This window comes from Microbacterium invictum, from assembly GCF_014197265.1.
GTDB lineage: Bacteria > Actinomycetota > Actinomycetes > Actinomycetales > Microbacteriaceae > Microbacterium > Microbacterium invictum.
On sequence record NZ_JACIFH010000001.1, the window covers coordinates 2,988,548 to 3,008,489 of the forward strand.

Annotated in this window: 22 protein-coding genes; 9 read left to right on the forward strand and 13 right to left on the reverse strand. The window is 69.9% G+C overall.

Translation table 11 applies throughout. The annotated features are described in order from the left end of the window. Positions 1–303 precede the first annotated feature (303 nt). The 10 genes from BKA10_RS13860 to BKA10_RS13905 all read right to left on the reverse strand — a co-directional run bounded on the left by BKA10_RS13860 (position 304) and on the right by BKA10_RS13905 (position 10,186). Positions 304–1,518, reverse strand: coding sequence for a Bcr/CflA family efflux MFS transporter (locus tag BKA10_RS13860; protein WP_183500502.1), 1,215 nt, complete (start codon positions 1,516–1,518; stop codon positions 304–306). Next, entirely contained in the window at positions 1,515–2,378 is an 864-nt protein-coding gene (locus tag BKA10_RS13865) for an ABC transporter ATP-binding protein (protein WP_183500503.1), read from the reverse strand. The genes BKA10_RS13860 and BKA10_RS13865 overlap by 4 nt, the downstream gene beginning before the upstream one ends. Next, positions 2,368–3,144 (reverse strand): ABC transporter permease, encoded by a 777-nt coding sequence (locus BKA10_RS13870; RefSeq protein WP_183500504.1) that lies wholly within the window; start codon positions 3,142–3,144, stop codon positions 2,368–2,370. Before BKA10_RS13870 ends, BKA10_RS13865 begins: the two co-directional genes overlap by 11 nt. Continuing rightward, positions 3,141–3,977, reverse strand: coding sequence for an ABC transporter permease (locus BKA10_RS13875; RefSeq protein WP_183500505.1), 837 nt, complete (start codon positions 3,975–3,977; stop codon positions 3,141–3,143). The genes BKA10_RS13870 and BKA10_RS13875 overlap by 4 nt, the downstream gene beginning before the upstream one ends. Next, the gene (locus BKA10_RS13880; protein WP_183500506.1) at positions 3,974–5,524 is read right to left on the reverse strand and encodes an acyl-CoA synthetase; all 1,551 of its coding nucleotides are present in this window, start codon (positions 5,522–5,524) and stop codon (positions 3,974–3,976) included. Before BKA10_RS13880 ends, BKA10_RS13875 begins: the two co-directional genes overlap by 4 nt. A gap of 86 nt (positions 5,525–5,610) precedes the next feature. Beyond that, the gene (locus tag BKA10_RS13885) at positions 5,611–6,606 is read right to left on the reverse strand and encodes an ABC transporter substrate-binding protein (protein WP_183500507.1); all 996 of its coding nucleotides are present in this window, start codon (positions 6,604–6,606) and stop codon (positions 5,611–5,613) included. 77 nt (positions 6,607–6,683) lie between these two features. Continuing rightward, the gene (locus BKA10_RS13890) at positions 6,684–7,136 is read right to left on the reverse strand and encodes a MaoC family dehydratase (RefSeq protein WP_183500508.1); all 453 of its coding nucleotides are present in this window, start codon (positions 7,134–7,136) and stop codon (positions 6,684–6,686) included. A gap of 13 nt (positions 7,137–7,149) precedes the next feature. Continuing rightward, positions 7,150–8,337 carry an acyl-CoA dehydrogenase family protein gene (locus tag BKA10_RS13895; RefSeq protein WP_183500509.1) on the reverse strand — a complete coding sequence of 396 codons (1,188 nt, stop codon included), beginning with the start codon at positions 8,335–8,337 and terminating at the stop codon, positions 7,150–7,152. Next, positions 8,337–9,227 (reverse strand): amidohydrolase family protein, encoded by an 891-nt coding sequence (locus BKA10_RS13900; RefSeq protein ID WP_183500510.1) that lies wholly within the window; start codon positions 9,225–9,227, stop codon positions 8,337–8,339. The genes BKA10_RS13895 and BKA10_RS13900 overlap by 1 nt, the downstream gene beginning before the upstream one ends. A gap of 29 nt (positions 9,228–9,256) precedes the next feature. After that, complete coding sequence (locus tag BKA10_RS13905; protein ID WP_183500511.1) at positions 9,257–10,186, reverse strand: SDR family oxidoreductase; 930 nt, start codon at positions 10,184–10,186, stop codon at positions 9,257–9,259. A gap of 94 nt (positions 10,187–10,280) precedes the next feature. Between BKA10_RS13905 and BKA10_RS13910 the strand changes: the two genes are divergently transcribed. Continuing rightward, positions 10,281–10,772: a MarR family winged helix-turn-helix transcriptional regulator gene (locus BKA10_RS13910; protein ID WP_241740145.1), complete on the forward strand. Its 492-nt coding sequence runs from the start codon at positions 10,281–10,283 to the stop codon at positions 10,770–10,772. A 133-nt stretch (positions 10,773–10,905) separates the two neighbouring features. Here the strand turns inward: BKA10_RS13910 and BKA10_RS13915 are convergent, their stop codons facing one another. Beyond that, entirely contained in the window at positions 10,906–12,153 is a 1,248-nt protein-coding gene (locus BKA10_RS13915; RefSeq protein WP_241740144.1) for a CynX/NimT family MFS transporter, read from the reverse strand. Between the two features lie 116 nt (positions 12,154–12,269). Here BKA10_RS13915 and BKA10_RS13920 point away from each other — a divergent pair, with 116 nt between their 5' ends. Together BKA10_RS13920 and BKA10_RS13925 are read left to right on the forward strand one after the other, a co-directional pair. Next, complete coding sequence (locus BKA10_RS13920) at positions 12,270–12,506, forward strand: type II toxin-antitoxin system Phd/YefM family antitoxin (RefSeq protein ID WP_183500513.1); 237 nt, start codon at positions 12,270–12,272, stop codon at positions 12,504–12,506. Beyond that, on the forward strand, positions 12,503–12,892 hold the full coding sequence (locus tag BKA10_RS13925) for a PIN domain-containing protein (RefSeq protein ID WP_183500514.1): 390 nt from the start codon (positions 12,503–12,505) through the stop codon (positions 12,890–12,892). Before BKA10_RS13920 ends, BKA10_RS13925 begins: the two co-directional genes overlap by 4 nt. An 81-nt stretch (positions 12,893–12,973) precedes the next feature. Here BKA10_RS13925 and BKA10_RS13930 read toward each other — a convergent pair whose 3' ends face one another. Together BKA10_RS13930 and BKA10_RS13935 are read right to left on the reverse strand one after the other, a co-directional pair. After that, positions 12,974–14,158, reverse strand: a complete 1,185-nt coding sequence (locus BKA10_RS13930) for a 4-hydroxybenzoate 3-monooxygenase (protein WP_183500515.1) — start codon at positions 14,156–14,158, stop codon at positions 12,974–12,976. Positions 14,159–14,233: 75 nt separating this feature from the next. Further along, the gene (locus BKA10_RS13935; protein ID WP_183500516.1) at positions 14,234–14,983 is read right to left on the reverse strand and encodes an IclR family transcriptional regulator; all 750 of its coding nucleotides are present in this window, start codon (positions 14,981–14,983) and stop codon (positions 14,234–14,236) included. 71 nt (positions 14,984–15,054) lie between these two features. Between BKA10_RS13935 and BKA10_RS13940 the strand changes: the two genes are divergently transcribed. The 6 genes from BKA10_RS13940 to pcaC all read left to right on the forward strand — a co-directional run bounded on the left by BKA10_RS13940 (position 15,055) and on the right by pcaC (position 19,904). Continuing rightward, positions 15,055–15,813, forward strand: coding sequence for an IclR family transcriptional regulator (locus tag BKA10_RS13940; protein ID WP_183500517.1), 759 nt, complete (start codon positions 15,055–15,057; stop codon positions 15,811–15,813). Between the two features lie 103 nt (positions 15,814–15,916). Then, positions 15,917–16,789 carry a protocatechuate 3,4-dioxygenase subunit beta gene (pcaH, locus tag BKA10_RS13945; RefSeq protein ID WP_183500518.1) on the forward strand — a complete coding sequence of 291 codons (873 nt, stop codon included), beginning with the start codon at positions 15,917–15,919 and terminating at the stop codon, positions 16,787–16,789. Beyond that, entirely contained in the window at positions 16,789–17,367 is a 579-nt protein-coding gene (gene pcaG, locus BKA10_RS13950; protein WP_183500519.1) for a protocatechuate 3,4-dioxygenase subunit alpha, read from the forward strand. The genes pcaH and pcaG overlap by 1 nt, the downstream gene beginning before the upstream one ends. Then, entirely contained in the window at positions 17,357–18,733 is a 1,377-nt protein-coding gene (locus BKA10_RS13955; RefSeq protein ID WP_241740143.1) for a lyase family protein, read from the forward strand. Before pcaG ends, BKA10_RS13955 begins: the two co-directional genes overlap by 11 nt. Beyond that, entirely contained in the window at positions 18,730–19,506 is a 777-nt protein-coding gene (locus BKA10_RS13960; RefSeq protein WP_183500521.1) for an alpha/beta fold hydrolase, read from the forward strand. The genes BKA10_RS13955 and BKA10_RS13960 overlap by 4 nt, the downstream gene beginning before the upstream one ends. Further along, positions 19,503–19,904, forward strand: coding sequence for a 4-carboxymuconolactone decarboxylase (gene pcaC / locus BKA10_RS13965; protein ID WP_183500522.1), 402 nt, complete (start codon positions 19,503–19,505; stop codon positions 19,902–19,904). The genes BKA10_RS13960 and pcaC overlap by 4 nt, the downstream gene beginning before the upstream one ends. Positions 19,905–19,942 lie beyond the last annotated feature (38 nt).

Consider the following 19,942-nt stretch of genomic DNA (forward strand, 5'->3'; position numbering starts at 1 on the left):
GCCGCCCGATCGGGGGCGGGGGAGATGGATGCCACGGCGAGTCCCTTCCGGAGCGCTCCGTCGCGCTCTCGCCCACCAGATTACCTATGGAGATAGGTAATTACAAGAGCCCGGCCCGCGAGAGAACAACTGGCGGACGAGAGAACGGGTGACATCCGTTCTCTCGGCGCCGCGCTGTTCTCTCGCCGATCAGGGCGGTGCGGGGGCAGGGCGGCGCGGGGGTAGGGTGGTGCGGGGGCAGGGCGGCGCGGGGGTAGGGCGGTGCGGGTGCGGGGGCTTATCGCCGCGGTAGCGGGCGGCGGTTCAGCGTGCGCGTTCGCGGCCGTGCGCGAAGCGGGCCGCGACGATTCCGACCGCGGCGAAGCACGTCATCGTGATGGCGGCCGGCACTGCCGTCGAGGTGCCGGCAAGTCCGCCCAGGGGCGAGGCGAAAGCGCCGAACACGAACTGCGCGAAGCCGAGCAGCGCCGATCCCGCCCCAGCGGCGCCGACGGCCTGGCCCACCGCGAGCGCCGAGGCGCTCGACATCACCGCGCCGCAGCCGATCGCGAACAGGCACGCCAACGGCAGGTACGTCGTGAGGGTGAGCGCGCTCGACAGTGCCAGCACCGCCAGCGCTGCGGCCGCGCAGATCACAACCAGCTGTGCAGCCTGCAGCGTCGCCGGCGCGCCCCAGCGCACGGCGACGCGGCCGTTGAGCCAGGCGCCGGTCATCACCGCGACCGACGTCGCCGAGAACGTCAGACCGTACACGATCGCGGTGTGCCCCAGGGCGTCCTGGACGATGAACGACGACGAGCTGATGTAGGTCATCAGCGCTGCGTAGCCGGCCGCGTATGCGAGGACGTAACCCACGTAGACCGGCCGGCGCAGCAGACCCGCGATGTTTCGGGTCAGCGCTACGACGGTGAATGGATGCCGGCTCTCGCGCGGCAGGCTCTCGGGGATCGCGATGACGGCGACCGCCAGCATCCCGATGCCGATCACGGCCAGTCCGCCCAGCGCCGCCCGCCATCCACCCCACTGGGTGAGCAGTGCCCCGAGCGGGCTGGCGATGGCCGGGCCCAGTGCGATCATGACGAAAAGCGTGCTGAAGGCACGGACGGCCCGCTCGTGCGACACGAGATCGGCGATGATCGCCCGCGAGAGCACGGCCCCGGCGGCCCCGGCGAATCCTTGCACGGCACGGACGGCGATGAGCACCGACAGCGTCGGGCTCAGCGCGGCGCCGATCGCGCACGCCGAGAACACCGAGAGCGCCACGATGAGCGTGCGTCGCCGGCCCAGGGCGTCCGAGATCGAGCCGATCACGAGCTGGCCGAACGCCGATCCGATCAGGAACGCGGTCAGGGTCAGCTGCACCGCCGACGCCGCCGCGCCCAGGTCGTCGGCCATCGACGGGAAGGACGGCAGGTACATGTCGGTCGACAGCGACGCCGTCATCGACACGAACCCGAGGGCGAAGATGCGCCCGCCGCCGAGGGGGTCGCGGCGGGCGGTGTCGGCGGGCTGCGTCACTGCGCCGCCGCGGCGTCTGGCCGGAACCCCTTCTTGGCCAGCTGGATCTGCTCGTACACGTGGTGCCGCAGCTCGGTGAACCGCGGCATCGACCGGGTCTCGAGCTGGTCGCGTTCGGCGGGCAGGTCGATCACGAGATCCTCCTGCACGACGGTGGGCGAGCTGGAGAGCATGATCACGCGCTCGCCGAGGTACACCGACTCGTCGATGTCGTGCGTGACGAACAGCACCGACAGACCGAGCGACTTGCGGACGCTGCGCACCAGGTCCTCGAGGTCGGCGCGGGTCTGCGCGTCGACCGCGGCGAACGGCTCGTCCATGAGCAGGACCTCGGGCTGGTAGGCGATGGCACGCGCGATCGCGACGCGCTGCTGCATTCCGCCCGACAGCTGCCAGGGGTACGACTGCGGCACGTGGTCGAGGCCGACGTTGACGAGTGCCTCGTCGACGAGCTCCTTGCGCCGGGCCTTGGGCACACCCGCGTTCTTCAGCGGCAGCTCGACGTTGTCGGCGACGCGCAGCCAGGGGAACAGCGACCGGCCGTACTCCTGGAAGACGACGGCCATCTTCTTGGGCGGCCCGGTGACCTTCTTGCCGTCGAGCACGACTTCGCCGCTGGTGGGCTCCAGCAGCCCGGCGATGCACTTCAGCAGCGTCGTCTTGCCCGAGCCCGAGGGGCCCACCAGGCACGTCAGCTCGTTCTTGCCCAGGTCGAAGGTGAGGTCGCGGACGGCCTCGATGTCGCCGCCGTCGGTGTGGTAGATCTTCTGCAGTCCGCGCACCGAGAGCAGGGTGTCTTCCGGTGCGAGAGTGCGCCCGCGGCCGACGACGTCGTCGAGGGGGGAGTTCTCAAGAGGCATTTTCGATGTCCTTCAGTCCGTAGTACCAGCGGAGGATGCGACGTTCGACGAACGTGAAGATCACCGAGACCGCGATGCCGATCAGTCCCAGCATGAGGATGCCCGACCACATCTCGGGGATCGCGAACCTCCGCTGGAACTGGATGATGGAAAAGCCCAGGCCCGATGACGAGAAGAACATCTCGCTGATGACCATCAGGATGATGCCGATCGGCAGAGCCTGCCGCACGCCTGCGAGGATCTGCGGGGCGGCGGAGGGCAGCACCTGGTAGCGCACCCGCGAGAACCCGTGGATGCCGTACGAGCGGCTGGTCTCGGTCTGCACCGAGTCGGTGGCGCGCACGCCCTCGATCGTGTTCAGCAGCACCGGCCAGATGGCGCCCGCGGCGATCACGACGACCTTCATGTTGTCGTCGACGCCGATCAGCAGTCCGAAGATCGGAATCAGAACGGGTGGGGGGATCGCGCGGAAGAACTCGAAGATCGGCTCGGTGAACGCGCGCAGGTCGCGGCTGAGGCCGATGAGGATGCCCAGCAGGGTACCTGCGACGATCGCGACCCCGGTGCCGACCGCGAAACGGCCCAGCGAAGGCAGCACGTCGCTGAAGAAGCGCTCGCCCACCCAGGTCTCGAAGAACTCGGCGACCAGCTCCCCGGGCTTGGGGACGAAGATGCTCGTCGTGCCCAGGCTGAGCAGCCACCACAGGAAGATGAGGATCGCCGGCAGCCCGAGCGCGTACGCGGCGGCGATGAGAAGCTTCTTCATACGATCGCCTCCCCGCGCACCGACTGGTGCCAGCCCAGCAGGCGTCGTTCGAGCAGCCGCACGCCGACGTTGATGACCAGGCCCAGCAGGCCCGTCGCGAGGACGAGCGCGTAGGTCGACGCGTAGAGCCCGACGTTGCGCGACAGTGCGATCTGGTTGCCCAGGCCCGGCGTGCCGATCACCAGCTCCGCGGTCACGGCCAGGATCAGTGCGACCGCCGCCGCCAGCCGCACACCGGTGAGCAGGAACGGCAGCATCGTCGGGAAGACGACATCGCGCACCCGCTGCCACCACGAGAAGCCGAAGCTGCGGGCGGTGTTCATCGCCACGGTGTCGACATCGGCGACCCCGTACATCACCTGGATGAAGATCTGCCAGAACGCCCCGTAGGTGATGATGAGCAGGCTCTGCTGCAGCGGCACCGCGAAGATCAGCACCGCCAGTGGGATCAGGCCCACCGACGGGATCGGCCGCAGGAACTCGATGGTCGTGCGCGTCGCCTTCTGCAGGAACGGCGACAACCCGATCACGATGCCCAGGGGCAGCGCCAGCACGAGCGCCAGCAGCATGCCCAGCCCCCACGAAGTGAGGGTCTGTCCGACCGCCACCCAGAAGCCGGTCAGCGCCGCGTTCTGCACCATCGTGACCAGGACGACGGATGCCGGCGGCAGGTAGGTCGGATCGACGATGCCCGTGCGGGACGCGATCTCCCAGATCAGCAGAAAGGTGAGCACGCCGGCGGCCCCGAGCAGCATCCGGCGCGGCCGGAACTTCCGCCGGCGACGCCGCGCGCTCGCCACCGCGACCGTGCGGGTGATGGTGGTGTCGCTCATCCCGTCACCTCTGTCGCGGTGACCGCGTCGAGCGATGAATACCGCTCTCTGAGGTCGGCCTTGCGGATCTTGCCGCTCGCCGTCCGCGGCAGCTCGTCGACGAACGCGACGGCCTTGGGGGCCTTGTACTTCGCGATGCGCCCGGTCAGATGCTTCAGCACCGCATCGGCGGCGATCTCACTGCGCTTGACGGCCACGGCCACCGGCACTTCGCCCCAGCGCTGATCGGGCACGCCGATGACGGCCACCGATTCGATCTGCGGCAGCTCCATGATGAGCTGCTCGACCTCGGCGGGGTAGATGTTCTCGCCGCCGGAGATGATCATGTCCTTGAGCCGGTCGCTCACGATGAGATAGCCCTCCTCGTCGAGGCATCCGATGTCACCGGACCGGAACCACTCGCCGTCATAGGCATCGCGCGTGGCATCGGGCCTGTTCCAGTATCGCCTGATCACGTTCGGTCCGCTGATCTCGATCTCACCGGTCTCCCCCGCCGGCAGCGGCTGCAGGTCGGGCCCGACGATGCGCACGTCGGTGAAGAAGTGGGCCAGGCCCGACGAGCCGACGTGCTCCCGCGCCTTGCGGTACGGCAGGGCGGTCGCGCCGGGGGCGGTCTCGGTCATCCCGTAGCCCGACGAGAAACTCAGACCGCGCTTCTCGTACGCCTCGGTGACCCGCAGTGGAACGCTCGAGCCGCCGCAGGTGAGCTTGCGGACGGTGGACAGATCCGTCGAGTCCCAGGCAGGGTGCTCCGCGAGCATTTGGAAGGTGGTCGGCACGCCCGACAGGCTCGTGACGCCGTGGGTCTCGACGGCGATGAGCACCGCGCCGGGGTCGAACTTGTCGTGCAGCACGATGGTGCCGCCCTTGAGCAGAGTGGGCAGGGCCCCCATGCTGAGCGAGGCGACGTGGAAGAGCGGGGCGATCAGCAGCGCCACGTCGTCAGAGGTGACGTCGTAGTCGACGAGCGCGTTGATCGAGTTCCAGGTGAGGTTGCCGTGCGTGAGCACCGCGCCCTTCGGGCGCCCGGTCGTGCCTGAGGTGTAGAGGATCATCGCGGGGTCGTCGAAGTCGACCCGCGCGACGCGAAGTTCGGGAGAGGCCGCCGCGAGGACGTCGTCGAATGCTTCCACCGCGGGCAGTTCCGCCGGCCCGTCGACGACGAGGCGGTGGGTGATCCCGCTCGACCACGCCGCAGCCCGAGCGAGGTCGCGCACGGAGTGATGCGTGATGAGGAAGGCCGCCCCCGAGTCCTCGATCATGTACTCGAGTTCGCGGGGGGCCAGGCGGGTGTTCAGCGGGACGAAGATCGCGCCGAGCGCGCCGCACGCGAAGAACGTCGTGAGGAAGTCGGGGTGGTTGTTGCCGAGGTAGACCACGCGGTCGCCCTTGGCGATGCCGCGGTCGGCGAGAACGTTCGACAGTCGCGCGATGCGGTCGGCGAACTCCTCATAGCGCAGGGTGCGCTCGGCGGAGATCACCGCGGTGTCGCCGTGCGACTTCGCGCGACGGCGTGAGATCCAGGTGCCCAGTCCCAGGTTGTCCATGGGTGTGCCTCGTTGCAGTAGCTGTTCGGGTGGCAGTGGTTCGGTGGAGAGGGGTGGATGCCGGCATCCACCCCTCTCGGACCCGGTTACGGGATGATGACCGTGTCGAGGTCGGGCTCGCTGTCGATGAAGTCGTACTTCAGGGCGAGTGCGCTCAGGTCGATGAGCAGCTGCGGATCGAGTTCGGCCGACAGGCGCTCCAGGCGCAGGTCCATCGCCGCGGCCTCGGGCAGCGGGGTCAGTTCGGCGATCGCGGCGGCCAGGCCTTCGCGGTCGGCGCTTGCGGCGTCGAGGGTCTCGGTGAGGGCGGCGCGCCACTTCTCCAGCGTGTCCGTGTCTTCTGCGACGGCACCCGACGTGAACGTGACCATCGTGGGCAGACCCGGGATGGTGTTCTGGTTCGGGTAGCCGAGCACCGAGTACTTCGACGGGTCGGCGATCGCGGCCGACAGGAACGGCTCGGGGATCCACACCGCGTCGACGTTGTTGCCGTCGAGCTGGGCAAGGGCGTCCGCGAATCCGATCTCGATGAAGTCGACCGCTTCGGGGTCGCCGCCGTCCTTGGCCACAGACTCCATGATGGTGAGGTCGCCCTGCGTGTTGACGGCGTTGACCGACACGCGCTTGCCCTCGAGGTCGGACCAGTTGTCGATGCCGTCGCCGGCACGCGTGACGACGGCGTTGATGTCGTCGCCTTCCTCCAGCGAGAACGAATAGCCCGTCGCGACGCGCACGTCGACGCCCTGGCTGGAGGCCACCAGCACCGACAGCGGGTTGCCGACGCCGAAGTCGAGCTGGCCGGTCGAGACCGCCGGCAGCATGGCGGCGCCGCCCTCCTGGATGGTCACCTCGACATCGAGGCCGTGCTTCTCGAAGATGCCCTCGTCGATGCCGTAGGTGACGGCGGCCGACGGGGCGATCGCGAGCAGGCCGACGTTGATCGAGGTGAGCTCGTCGGTGCCGTTGCCGGTGTCGCCGGTGGGGTCCGGGTCGCCGCTCGGCGAGCCTGACGTGCAGGCGGTGAGTAGAAGCGCACCGGTGACGGCGATGGCCGCCAGCCCGGTGAATCGGATGCGTGACATGGTTCAGTGACTCCTTCGTAACTGCCGTGATTGCTATGGACGGTGTTCAGTTGTGCGGGTGCGGCGGGTGCGCCGCGTCAGGCGTAGAAGCGGTACAGGCCGCGGGCGACGACGGCGGGCTTGCTGCCGCCCTCGATCTCGATGGTCTGGTCGACGGTGAACTGGTAGCCGCCGGGCACCTCGGTGACCTCGGCGATGACGGCGCCGCCGCGCACGCGCGCGCCGACCTTCACCGGCGAGACGAAGCGGACCTTGTCGAGGCCGTAGTTGACCTTCGTGGTGACGCCCTCGAGGTCGAACAGCTCCGACCAGAACTTGACCGTGAGCGAGAGAGACAGGAAGCCGTGCGCGATCGCTCCGCCGAACGGGCCGTCCTTGGCGCGCTCGGGGTCGACATGGATCCACTGGTGGTCGTCGGTCGCGTCCGCGAACAGGTTCACGCGGTCCTGCGTGACCTCGGTCCAGTCGGTGAAGCCCAGGTCGGTGCCGGCGAGTCCGGCGGCGTCGGCGTATGCGGCGGTGATGGTCATGGTTGCCTTTCGTTCAGACGAATGCAGACGTGCCGGTGAGGGCCCGTCCGACGATGAGGGAGTTGATCTCGTGGGTGCCTTCGTAGGAGTACACGGCTTCGGTGTCGGCGAAGAAGCGGGCCACGTCGTGCTCGAGGAGGATGCCGTTGCCGCCGAGCACCTCGCGACCCAGCGCCACGGTCTCGCGTGCCATCAGCGAGGTGGTCATCTTCGCGAGTGCGGAGTTGGTGTCGTCGAAGTCCCCGGCATCCTGGCGCACCGACAGCTGCACGGCCATGCCGAGCGACGCGACCGCGTTGCCGAGCATGCGGGCGAGCTTCTCCTGCACGAGCTGGAATCCGCCGATCGGCCGGCCGAACTGCTCGCGGCCGCGCACGTAGCGCACGGCGGCTTCGAGGGCGCCGGCCTGGAGCCCCGCCGCGATCCACGCGACGTCCGAGCGCATCGTGCGGAGGATCCGCGACACGTCGCGCCACGAGTTCACGTTCTGCATGCGCCACGCGTCGGCGACCCGCGCCCCGTTCAGGGTGATCACGGAGTTCTGCATCGGGCGCAGCGCCACTTTGCCGGTGATCGTCTCGAGGGTCACGCCGTCGGCGGTGCGGTCGACCAGGAAGAGCTTGACCTCGCCGTCGGCGACGTCGCGGGCGAAGATCGCAAGCCTGTCGGCCGTGGAAGCGCCCCCGATCCAGCGCTTCTGACCGTCGATGACCCACTCGTCACCGTCACGGCGCGCGGTGGTCGCCAGGCCCCCGGCGATGTCCGACCCGTGCTCGGGCTCGGTCAGCGCGAACACCCCGGTGAGCGCGAACGAGCGGATCTGCGGGTCGAGCTCGGCGGCCTGTTCGGCGGAGCCGCCGAACCTCACGGCCGCGCGGAAGAGCCCGGACTGCGCGTTGTAGAGCGTCGCGACCGAGACGTCGGTGCGCGCCAGCACGTAGTTGCGGAACCCGCTGAACATGGTCGACGCCGCCTCGTCGGGCGAGACGCCGCCGGGCTCCATCAGGCTCAGAGGGATCAGGGCGGCAAGGACCGCGTCCGGCATGGTCGCGGTCTCCCAGGCGTCCCGGAGCAGAGGCTTCACATCGCGCTCGAGCGTCGCAGCCAGCCCGGCGAGCGTGCGCTGCGCGGCCTCGCTCAGGTGCGTCTGCGCGTAGCCGTACGGGTCGAGCCCGATGGCATCACTGATCGCGAGGGCCATCACGCCCTCCGAAGTCCGAGCAGACGGGCGGCGTTGTCCTTGAGGATGCCGGGGAGGACCTCGGGCTTGAACAGCTCGGCGGCCTCGGCGTCGCGCTGCCAGCGGTCGGGCATGAGCAGCGGGAAGTCCGAGCCGAACAGCACGCGGGTCTTCAGATACGAGTTCGCTGCGCGGACGAGCGACTCCGGGAAGTACTTGGGGCTCCAGCCCGACAGGTCGATCCACGTGTTGTGCTTGTGGGTCGCGACCGACAGCGCCTCGTCCTGCCACGGCACCGACGGGTGCGCCATGATGATCTGCAGATCCGGAAAGTCGGCGGCGACGCCGTCGAGCAGCATCGGGTTGGACAGACCCAGGCGGAACCCGCGGCCGCCGGGCAGGCCCGCGCCGATACCGGTCTGCCCCGTGTGGAACAGTGCGACGACACCGGCATCCTGCATCACGGAGTACAGCGGGTAGTGCTGCTCATCGCTCGGGTCGAAGCCCTGCACGGTGGGGTGGAACTTGAACCCGCGCACGCCGCTCTCGTCGAGGAGCCGGCGCATGCGATCCGCGGCATCGGTGCGACGCGGATCGACCGACCCGAACGGGATCAGCACGTCGTTGTTGCGCGCGGCACCGTCGGCGATCTCTGCGCTCGAGACCGGCGGATGCTCCAGCTGGGTCTGCGCGTCGACCGTGAACACGACCGCCGCCATCCGCCGCTCGCGGTAATACGCGGCGATGCTGTCGAGGTCGGGACGCGGCCCGTCGGCCGAGAAGTACTTCGATGCGGCCTCGGTCAGATCCGCCGGCAGCGATGAGTGGCCGTGGCCGTCGACTTCGACGTGCACGTGCACGTCGATCGCGGTGAGGGCGTCGAGGTCGATCGCGGGTTCGTAGCGGGTCATCGTCGGTCCGGTTCGAGGCGGGTGATGGATCAGGCGCCCGGCGCGGGACGCTGGAGCTCGTCGGGCAGCGGCGGGAACTTCTCGCCGATCGACTGCAGGTTGTCGGTGAGCACGGTGCCGTCGGTGGAGAGGGCCTCGTAGGACCAGCCGCCGTCGTGATACTCGGTGACGGCGGCCTCGGGGTGGGTCCACACCTGGATGCGGTCGCCGCCCACGCCGATGGCCTGTCCGGTGATGGATGCCGCGGCATCGGACGCGAGGTAGGCGATGACCCCGGCGACGTCGGCGGCGGTGCCGAACCCGAGGTCGTGGCGGAAGAAGGCGGGCATGGGCTCGCCCTTTTCGTCGGCTTCGACCGCGGCGGCGAAGTAGGGGACGGTGGCGGTCATCGCGGTGGCGGCGACCGGGATGACCGCGTTGGCGGTGATGCCGGCCTTCTTGAGCTCGAGGGCCCAGGTGCGGACCATGCCCACGATGCCGGCTTTGGCGGCGGCGTAGTTGGTCTGGCCGAAGTTGCCGCGCTGGCCGGTGGGAGAGCCGATCGCGATGATGCGGCCGGGGATCTGGTTCTCGCGCATGTAGGTCGCGGCCTCGCGGACGGTGGTGAACGTGCCGCGCAGGTGCACGTTGATGACGGTGTCGAAGTCTTCGTCGCTCATCTTCCACAGCACGGTGTCGCGCAGCACACCGGCGTTGGTGACCAGGATGTCCAGGCGTCCGTAGCTGTCGACCGCGGTCTGCACGAGCTGCTTCGCGGTCTCGGTGGGGCCTACCGGCGCGACCACGGCGACGGCCTTGCCGCCGGTCGAGGTGATGGATGCCACGGCCTCGGCCGCGGTGGCCTCATCGACGTCGTTGATCACGACCGACGCGCCCTGGCGGGCGAGTTCCTGCGCATAGGCGAGGCCCAGGCCGCGGCCCGATCCGGTGACGATGGCGACTTTGCCGTCGAGGCTCATGATTACTCCTTCAGGTGTTGTCCCTCATTGAAGACCACATAGTTGAAAATGTCAATGGTTTCCCTCCTCAATCAACTGCCCTAGGATGAGGGTCATGCCGAAGACGACGGGAAGGCGCGCGCCGGTGATGCCTGCCTCGGCGGACGACCGGCTGTGGCAGTCGCCGGTCGGCCATGATCTGAGCTTCGTCCTCGCCCGCGCCAACGCGGTCTCGCTCGCCGGTGTGCACGCCGCGCTGGCCGAGCACGGGCTGCGCGTGCGCCAGTACTCGGTGCTCGCGATCGCGGCCGCCGACACGCGTCCATCTCAGCGCGAGCTGTCGGACTTCCTCCGGCTCGACCCGAGTCAGATCGTCGCGGTCGTCGATCACCTCGAATCGCGCGACCTGGTGCGCCGCGAGCCCGACCCGAACGACCGGCGCGCGAAAGTGGTCGTGGCGACCGCTGCCGGCAAGACGCTGTACCGCCGCGCCAAGTCGGCTGCCGAGCGCGCCGACGGCGAGTTCCTCGCGCGCCTGGACGCGTCTGAGATCGCGGCACTGGCTCCGATGCTGCGCAAGCTGGCCTGGGCCCCCGAGATCGTCTGACCTCCCCTCGCCCGCCCGCCCGCGCCCGCCGAGCCGCCTACATTCGGCCGAGCCGCCTAGATGCGGCCGCACGAACGTAGACGGCTCGCACAAAGGTAGACGGTTCGGTGCGTGGACGGCTCGGTGCGGTGGGTCAGCGTGACGGGTCGAGGACGAAGCGGGGACGGCCGGCGAACACCCCGACGATCGTCAGCAGCACCAGCACCACGAGCAGCAGCGAGAGCGAAGCGATCCACCCGTCCGTCAGCGCATGGAGCGCGCCGAACGTCACCGGGCCGAGCGCGGCGATCAGATAGCCGACCGACTGCGACATGCCCGACAGGGCGCTGGACGCATCGTGGTCGCGGGCCCGCTGGGCCATGAGGGTCAGCGACATCGCGAGAGTCGAGCCCGAGGACAGCCCGAGCAGCACGACCCAGACCGAGATCGCGCCGGGGGCGAGCATGAGGCCGACGGTGCCCACGATCGCGAGCGAAGGGATGAGCGCAGGTGCGAAGCGCTCGATCCGGCCGCGCAGGATGAACGGTAGCGATACCGAACCGGCCAGCGACAGCAGCTGGTAGACCATGACGTCCACGCCGGCGAGCACCTCAGACCGGCCGGTCGCCATCGAGATGGTGGCGAGCCACGTCACCAGCATGTAGAACATCGCCGACTGCAGCCCCATATACGCGGCGACGAGCCAGGCGACCGGGTCGGTCCAGATGCCGGTGCGGCCGCGGTGCTCTGGCGCGCGGGTGTGGGCGTGGTGGGGGCCCCGGTGCGCGAGCCACCACGCGACGATCGCGAACGGCAGCAGGCCGATGCCGGTCACCAGCAGCGCGAAGCGCCATCCGGCGGGATCGCCGCCCAGCTCGATGTGCGAGATCGGTACGACGACGCCCGACGAGACCGCGCCGAATCCGGCGAGCAGCGCGGTGTAGAGCGCGGTGATCACCGCCACGCGTGCCGGGAACTCGCGCTTGACGATCGCGGGCATCAGCACGTTGATGATCGCGATGCCGACGCCGATGACCGCTGTGCCGATCCACAGGCAGACGATCTCGCCCAGTCCGTCGCTCACGCCGGGGAGCGACCGCACGAGCGTGCCCGCCAGTAGCACGATGAGCGATCCGAGCAGCACGCGCGGCTGCCCGAAGCGGCGGCTCAGCGTGTGGGCGACGGGCGAGAACAGTGCCCACGCGACCAGCGGCACGGCCGCGAGGACGCCGAGGGTGCCAACGGACATCCCGGTGTCGGTGCCGATCTGATCGATGAGCGGTCCCAGCCCGGTGATCGCCGGTCGCATATTCGCCGCGACGAGGCACACGGCCACCAGCAGCAGGGCGACGGAGGTTCCGCGCGCCGGCGGTGGCGGCTGGGTCCGCGACGGTGTGGCCATGAGTACGGACCATATCCCAGTCGCAGATCATCGACGGGCAGTTTCACATGCGAGCGCCGTCCCGTCCTGCCCGACAATCTCTAGCCAGACTTAGCTAAGCCCGGTAGATTGGACGCATGACCCAGGTGAACGTCCACGAAGCGAAGTCGCAGCTGTCGGCGCTGATCGCCAGAGTGCTCGCGGGGGAGGAGGTCACGATCGCCCGGGCAGGGATGCCGGTGGTCGACCTCGTCCCGCATCGAGAGCTGACCATCGTCTATGGGCTGGGCGCAGCTGAGCCCGCTCACGATCCTGCGCTGTTCGATGGAGTGGACGCCGAAGTGGCCGGCATGTTCTACGGCGCGGACGCGTGATCCTGCTGGACACGAACGCCCTGCTCTGGCTGTACAAGGACAGTTCTGATCTTGGTGCGCAGGCGCGTCAGAAGATCGTTCGGGCGACCCGCGTCCACTTCTCAGCGGCGAGCATCATGGAGATCTCGATCAAGCACATGCTGGGGCGCTTGCCGCTTCCGGGCGGTGAGGGGTTCCCCGAGGTGTTCATCCGGTCCGGGCTGGTGGAACTACCGCTGACATCAGCCCATGCGGCGGCGATGACCGACTTTCCTGAGCTCACCCGTCACGATCCGTTCGACCGGATGCTCGTCGCACAGGCCGCGAGTGAAGCGTTCGAGCTGCTCACCTCCGACGCCACCCTCCTCGCGCAGGGAAGGGGCTGGATCACCGACGCTCGGCGCTGACAGTGCGCGGAGCCGGAGTGTGTGAGCCGGAAGTCACATGCGCTGTGAGGACAGGTTGCGGGCGCCGCGACCGGACTACCCTCAGGCCAGACCCTCCAGCGGCCACCCGGTGTACGCCTCGGCGAGGTAGCGCCGGCCGGCCTCGGACTCGACCACCGAGCGCAGCTCGCCGAGCTGGCGCAGCCGGTCGAAGTCGGACGCGTCGGGCGCGACGTGCAGCATCGAGGTCATCCACCACGAGAAGTGCTGCGCCTTCCAGATGCGGTGCGATGCCGTCTCGGGGAAGGCCTCGAGCAGCCGCGAGTCGCCCTCCAGCAGCAGCGCGCGCAGAGCGCGCTCGAGCACGACGACGTCGGCGACGGCCAGGTTCATGCCCTTCGCTCCGGTCGGCGGCACGGTGTGGGCGGCATCGCCGATCAGCGCCGTGCGGCCGTGCAGCAGCTCGTGCGCCACGAAGCTGCGGAAGCGCAGGACGTCGCGCTGGAAGATCGGACCCTCCTTGAGCGTCGTCCCCGGCACGCGGGACTGCAGCTGCTCCCACAGTTGCTCTTCGCTGAGCGCGTTCGGATCGGCATCCGGATCGCACTGGAAGTACATCCGCTGCACGGTCTCGCTGCGCTGGCTGATGAGCGCGAAGCCGTTGGGCGAATTGCTGTAGATCAGCTCGTCGGCACTGGGCGGCGCCTCGGTGAGGATGCCGAACCACGCGAACGGGTACTCGCGGAAGTAGCCGCCGGTCTGCGACCCGGTGACCGCCTCGCGCACGACGCTGCGCGACCCGTCGGCGCCGACGACGAACTCGGCCTCGATGACGATCCGCTCGCCGCCGGGTCCGGTTGCGATGACACGGGGGAGAGCGGATGCCGGCTCCTCGACGCGCTCGGCCGTGACGCCGAATCGCAGGTCTTGGCCGCGCTCGAGCCGCACCGCGATGAGGTCCTTGAGCACCTCGTGCTGTGGGTACAGGTACACGCCGCGGCCGACGAGGTCGGCGAAGTCGATGCGGTGCCCGTCGCCGGCGAAGCGGAGTTCGATGCCGTCGTGACGGTGCGCGGCAGTCCGCACGCGGGCGGAGGCCCCCGACTGCTCGAGGATCTCGACGGTGCCCTGCTCGAGGATCCCGGCGCGGATCGTCGTCTCGATCTGCTCACGACTGCGGTCGTCGATCACGACCGACTCGATGCCGGCATTGCCCAGCAGATGTGACAGCAGGAGGCCTGCGGGGCCGGCGCCGACGATGGCGACACGGGTGCGGGTGGTGGTCATGGCGTCTCCCTCGACGTGGTGTCTCGTGCGTCACCAGTGTGCCGATGATCCGACGCGCGGTCGCGAGATTGCCATTCAACGGGAAGCGCGGAGGGCAGCTTCGATGGCGGCCGCAGCTTCGCGCAATTCGGCGGTCGCCGGGTGGGGCGACGCCTCACGCGGCAGCACGACCGAGAGCGCGGCGACGACCTCCCCGGCATCCCGGATCGGCACCGCCACTCCGGTCGAGACGGTCTCGACCGATCCGGGCGCCACGACGACTCCCGCCCGCCGGATGTCCGTCAGGATCCGGCTCAGCCGCGCGGGGTCGGTGATCGTCTCGGGCGAGACGGCACGCAGGGGTCCGGCGAGTACGCGTTCACGGAGGGATGCCGGAGCGAAGGCCAGCAGGACCAGCCCGCTCGACGAGGCGTGCAGCGGCAGACGCCCCGCGATGCGGGTGATGTTGGCGCCGGCCTCGGGGTGCGAGAGGCGCTCGAGGAAGAGCGCCTCGTTCTGCTCGAGCACCGCGAGCTGGGTGTGCTCTCGCACGCGCGCCTGCACCTGCGCCATGAACGGCAGCGCCGCCTGCCGCAGGCGCAAGGCGGTGGACCCGCGCAGGGCGAGCTCCCACAGCCGCATGCCCAGGTGCACCCGACGGTCTTCGTCGCGTTCGAGCAGCCCCGCCGCGACCAGTTCGTCGACGATGCGGTGCGCGGTGGACGACGGCAGGCCGGCATGACGCCCGATCTCGGACGCGGTCTGCATCGACCGGTCGGCGCTGAAGGTCTCGAGGACGCGCACGATCCGGTCTGTCATCGAGTCGCCGGAAGGCGAGTTGGCCATGCGCCCACTGTCTCACGCCGCTCGCGGCACGGCGCACCCGGTCGCCGGTAATCTCGCTGTCAGGAGGACCGATGACCGACGGCGAAGGCGTGCTCGAGAGGGTGCTGCGCGTGCTCGGATGCTTCTCCGAAGACGAACCCGCCATCACCGCGACCACCCTCGCGCAGCACACCGGGCTGGCCTCATCGACGCTGCACCGCCTGCTGGCGACCCTCGTGGCCGAGGGGCTGCTCAGCCGTGGTCCCGGCCACACCTATGTCATCGGTTCGCGGCTGTGGGAGCTGGGCGAACTGTCGCCGCTCTCGCTGCGCCTGCGCGAGACGGCCCTGCCGCACATGGTGCGGCTGTACGAGGCGACCGGCGAGAACGTGCACCTGGCCGTCCTCGACGGCGCGACCCCCGAGGCCTCGAGCGCGCTGTACGTCGGCCGGCTCACCGGGCGGCAGTCCATACCGACCCTCAGCCGCATGGGCGGGCGCAATCCGCTGCACGTGACCGGCGTCGGCAAGGCGCTGCTCGCCGACCGCGATGAGCCGTGGCTGGAGCGCTATTTCCGCGCGCCGCTGGTGCGGGAGACCGTCCACTCCCTCACGACCGAAGCCGCGCTGCGTGCCGACCTCGCCCGCGCGCGCACCTTGGGCTACGCGACGACCCGCGAGGAGATGACCCTCGGCAACGTGTCGGTGGCCGCGGCGCTCGGGCGCGTCGACGGACTGCCACCGATCGCCCTCGGGCTCGTCGTGCACCTCGAACGCGCCGACGAGCGCCGCCTGGCGCCCATGGTGGTGCAGGCCGCGAAGGATCTGCGGCACGACCTGCGCAAGGCGTGATCCTCCGGCATCCACTCTCACTGGATGAGAATCGACACCCGACGGGTCGCGCGGAGTGCGAACCTGGACACGCCCCGTCTGTCCGGGTGTCGAAGGAGACCTCATGACCACGCTGCAACCCGATGAGCAGGACACGGACACCTTCTCGTCTTCGGTGATCATCGAGCCGTCGCAGACGGTGGCCGCGCCCGAGTCGCTGCTCGCGTCGGCCGACATGCCGCCGCAGTCGCAGATCACCCAGGAGATCATCGATCTGCACACCGCGGCGAACGACCGCGAGGCGGCCGGCGAGACGGTGCCGTCCACGCTGTACGACTTCCCGCCGTACCGCTCGAGCATCCTGCGCCACCCGACGAAGAACCCGCGCCTGGTCGACCCCGAGTCGATCGAGCTGTGGTCGCCGGCCTACGGGCAGCGCGACGTCGCGGCGATCGAGGCCGATCTCACGCTGCAGCACACCGGCGAGCCGCAGGGCGAGCGCATCACGGTCGAAGGACGCCTGCTCGACTCGTGGGGCCGGCCGCTGCGCAACCAGCTCGTGGAGATCTGGCAGGCCAACGCCGCCGGCCGCTACATCCACCAGCGCGACCAGCACCCGGCGCCGCTCGACCCGAACTTCACCGGCGCCGGCCGCATCGTGACGAACGACGACGGCGAGTACAAGTTCACGACGATCAAGCCCGGCCCGTACCCGTGGAAGAACCACATCAATGCGTGGCGACCCGCGCACATCCACTTCTCGCTGTTCGGCTCGGGCTTCACGCAGCGCATCGTCACGCAGATGTACTTCCCGGGCGACCCGCTGTTCGCGCTCGACCCGATCTACAACACGATCCGTCGCCAGAGCGACCGCGAAGCCCTCATCGCGGCCTACGACCACGACCTCACGGTGCCCGAGTTCTCGATGGGCTACCGCTGGGACATCGTCGTCGACGGCCCCGATGCCACCTGGTTCGAGCCCGAGGGAGAGCACTGATGGCTGCCCAGCCGCCCACCGCGTGGGGCGAGAAGACCCACGCCCCCACCGCCGGTCAGACCGTCGGCCCGTTCTTCGCGTTCGGTACCGAGTACGACCGGATGAACGAGATCGCCTTCCCGCACAGCCCCGGCGCGATCGTCGTCTCAGGCACCGTGTACGACGGCGCCGGCCACCCGATCCCCGACTCGATCGTCGAGATCTGGGGCGCTGACACCGACGGCACGATCCCGCGCGCCCGTGGCTCGCTGCACCGCGACGGACACACCTTCACCGGGTTCGGCCGCACGTTCACGACCGATGAGGGGCACTACGAGTTCTGGACCCGAAACCCGGGTGCCGAGCCGGGCAAGGCCCCGTTCTTCGCCGCGATCGTCTACGCGCGGGGCCTGCCGAACAAGCTCCACACACGCATCTACCTGCCCGAGAGTGCAGACCTGCTGGCATCCGACCCGCTGCTGTCCTCGCTCGACGCGGGCGAGCGCGCTACGCTCATCGCGACGCGCACCCCCGAGGGGTACCTGCAGCATGACTTCCATCTGCAGGGCGAGAAGGAGACCGTCTTCCTTGCATTCTGACGCCCGCGAGAGCGACCCGATCGACGTCGGGCTGCTCTCGCCCGTGACGGCGGGGCACGACATGGTCGTGTCGGATGCGGCGGTGCTCCATGCGCTGGTGGCGGTCGAGGTCGCCCTCGCGCGCGCCGGTGTCAGAGCCGGGTTCGTTCCGGATGCCGCCGCCGCGGCGATCGCGGACGCCGCAGCCGCGCACGGAATCCACCCCGGCGAACTCGCACTGGCGGCCGTCGCCGGCGGCAATCCGGTGATCCCGCTGGTGAAGCTGCTCAAGGAACGCGTGCCGGGCGATGCCCGCAGCTGGGTCCATCGCGGCGCGACCAGTCAGGACATCCTCGACACCGCGCTCATGCTGATCGCGCGGCGCGCGGCCGTCGGGGTGCTCGCCTCACTGGCGGCCGTCGAGGTCGCGCTCGCCGAGTTCGCCGCCGCGCACCGCGACGAGGTGGCCGCCGCCCGCACGCTCACCCAGCATGCCGTGCCGACGACGATCGGCCTGCGTGCCTCCACCTGGCTGCGCGGCGTGCGCCGGGCGATCGCGCGTCTGGCCGATGCCCGCGATGAGCTGCCCGTTCAGCTCGGCGGTGCCGCCGGCACGCTCGCGTCGTTCGCCGAGCTGGCGGGGATGGATGCCGCGGCTGCCCTGCCCGCGGCACTCGCCGATGAGCTGGGGCTCGCCGTGCCGGACGCGCCGTGGCATACGACCCGGTGGCCGGTCACCGAGCTCGGCGATGCGCTCGTGCAGGCCATCGACGCGGTCGGCGTGATCGCCGCGGACGTCGCGAGCGCCAGCCGCACCGAGATCGGCGAGCTCGCCGAGGGGATCGGCGGCGGTTCTTCGGCGATGCCCCAGAAGCAGAATCCCGCCGAATCCGTGCTCATCCGCTCGGCCGCGCTGCGGGCGCCGCAGCTGGGGGCGACGCTGCACCTGGCATCCGCCTTCGCCGTCGACGAACGCCCCGACGGCGCGTGGCACGCGGAGTGGCCGACTCTGCGCGATCTGCTGCGCCTCGCGCTCGGCGCGACTGCGCACGCCGCGTCGCTCGTGACGGGACTTCGGGTGAATGTGGATGCCGTGGCCCGCACCCTCGGCACGACCGGCGGCCTCATCGTCGCCGAGCGGCTCTCGATCGTGCTGGCGCCGGTGATCGGCGCCGACCGCGTCTCGGCACTGGTCGCCGCAGCCGCCCGCGGCGCCGGCCTCGCCACCACACTGACCGACGATGCCGACGTGGCCGACTTCGCGCGGCAGCGCGGACTGGACCCCGAGGCGTTCGTCGCCGATCTGCTCGACCCCGCCCGCTACACCGGCCTGGCCGGCCGCTTCGTCGATCAGGCGGTCGGCGCAGACCCGAAGGAGACCGCGTGACCGTCCCCGCCATCTCGCTGACCGAGCCGGTCGGCCCCGACGACGCCCCACTCCTCGTCCTCGGCCCGTCGCTGGGCACCTCGACGCTGCTGTGGTCGACGACCATCCCGGCGCTCGCCGAGCGCTACCGCGTCATCGGCTGGAACCTGCCCGGTCATGGTGGCGCTCCTGCCGCGACCGCCGGGTTCACGGTCGGCGAACTCGCCGATGCGGTGGCCGAAGCCGTCGACGGACCCTTCCTCTATGCCGGGGTCTCGCTCGGCGGCAGCGTCGGGCTCGAACTGCTGCTGCGCCACCCCGAGCGGGTGCGCGCCGCCGCGATCATCTGCTCGGGCGCCGCGATCGGCGAGCCCGATGCCTGGCGTGAACGCGCCGCCCAGGTGCGCGCGCAGAGTACCTCGACGCTCATCATCGGCTCGGCGCAGCGGTGGTTCGCGCCAGGCTCGATCGAGCGCAACCCCGACATCACCGGCCGTCTGCTGCACGCGCTGCAGGACGCCGACGACGAGTCGTACGCGCTGTGCTGCGAGGCGCTGGCGACCTTCGACGTGCGCGACCGGCTCGGCGAGATCTCCGCACCCGTGCTCGCGGTGTGGGGCGACCACGACGGCGTCACCCCTGAAGCGTCGGCCCGCGAGATCGCCGACGGTGTCCGTGACGGCCGCGCCACCGGCATCCACGAGGCGTCGCATCTGGCGCCCGCCGACGATCACATCGCGACCGCCGCCGCGCTCCGCGACTTCTTCGACCCCATCGCGGGAGGCTCCGTATGACCCGTCCCGCCGGCGAAGGCCTGAGTGACCAGGAGCGCTACGACCAGGGCATGACCGTACGCCGCGAAGTGCTGTCGGACGCCCACGTCGACCGGTCGATCGCGAACACCACCGAGGTGACGGGCGACTTCCAGGACTTCATCACCCGCGTCGCCTGGGGCGACGTCTGGTCGCGACCCGGGCTCGACCGCCGGTCACGCTCGGTCGCCGTGCTGTCATCGCTGATCGCCCTCGGCCACCACGAGGAGCTCGCGATGCACCTGCGCGCCGCGCGCCGCAACGGCCTCACCGTCGACGAAATCACCGAGGTCATCCTGCAGTCGGCGATCTACGCGGGCGTCCCTGCCGCGAACACCGCATTCCGCATCGCGAGCGAAGTCTTCGCCGACCAGCCGTAGCGCTACGCTCGACGTCGACAGTCCACGACGAGGCAGGT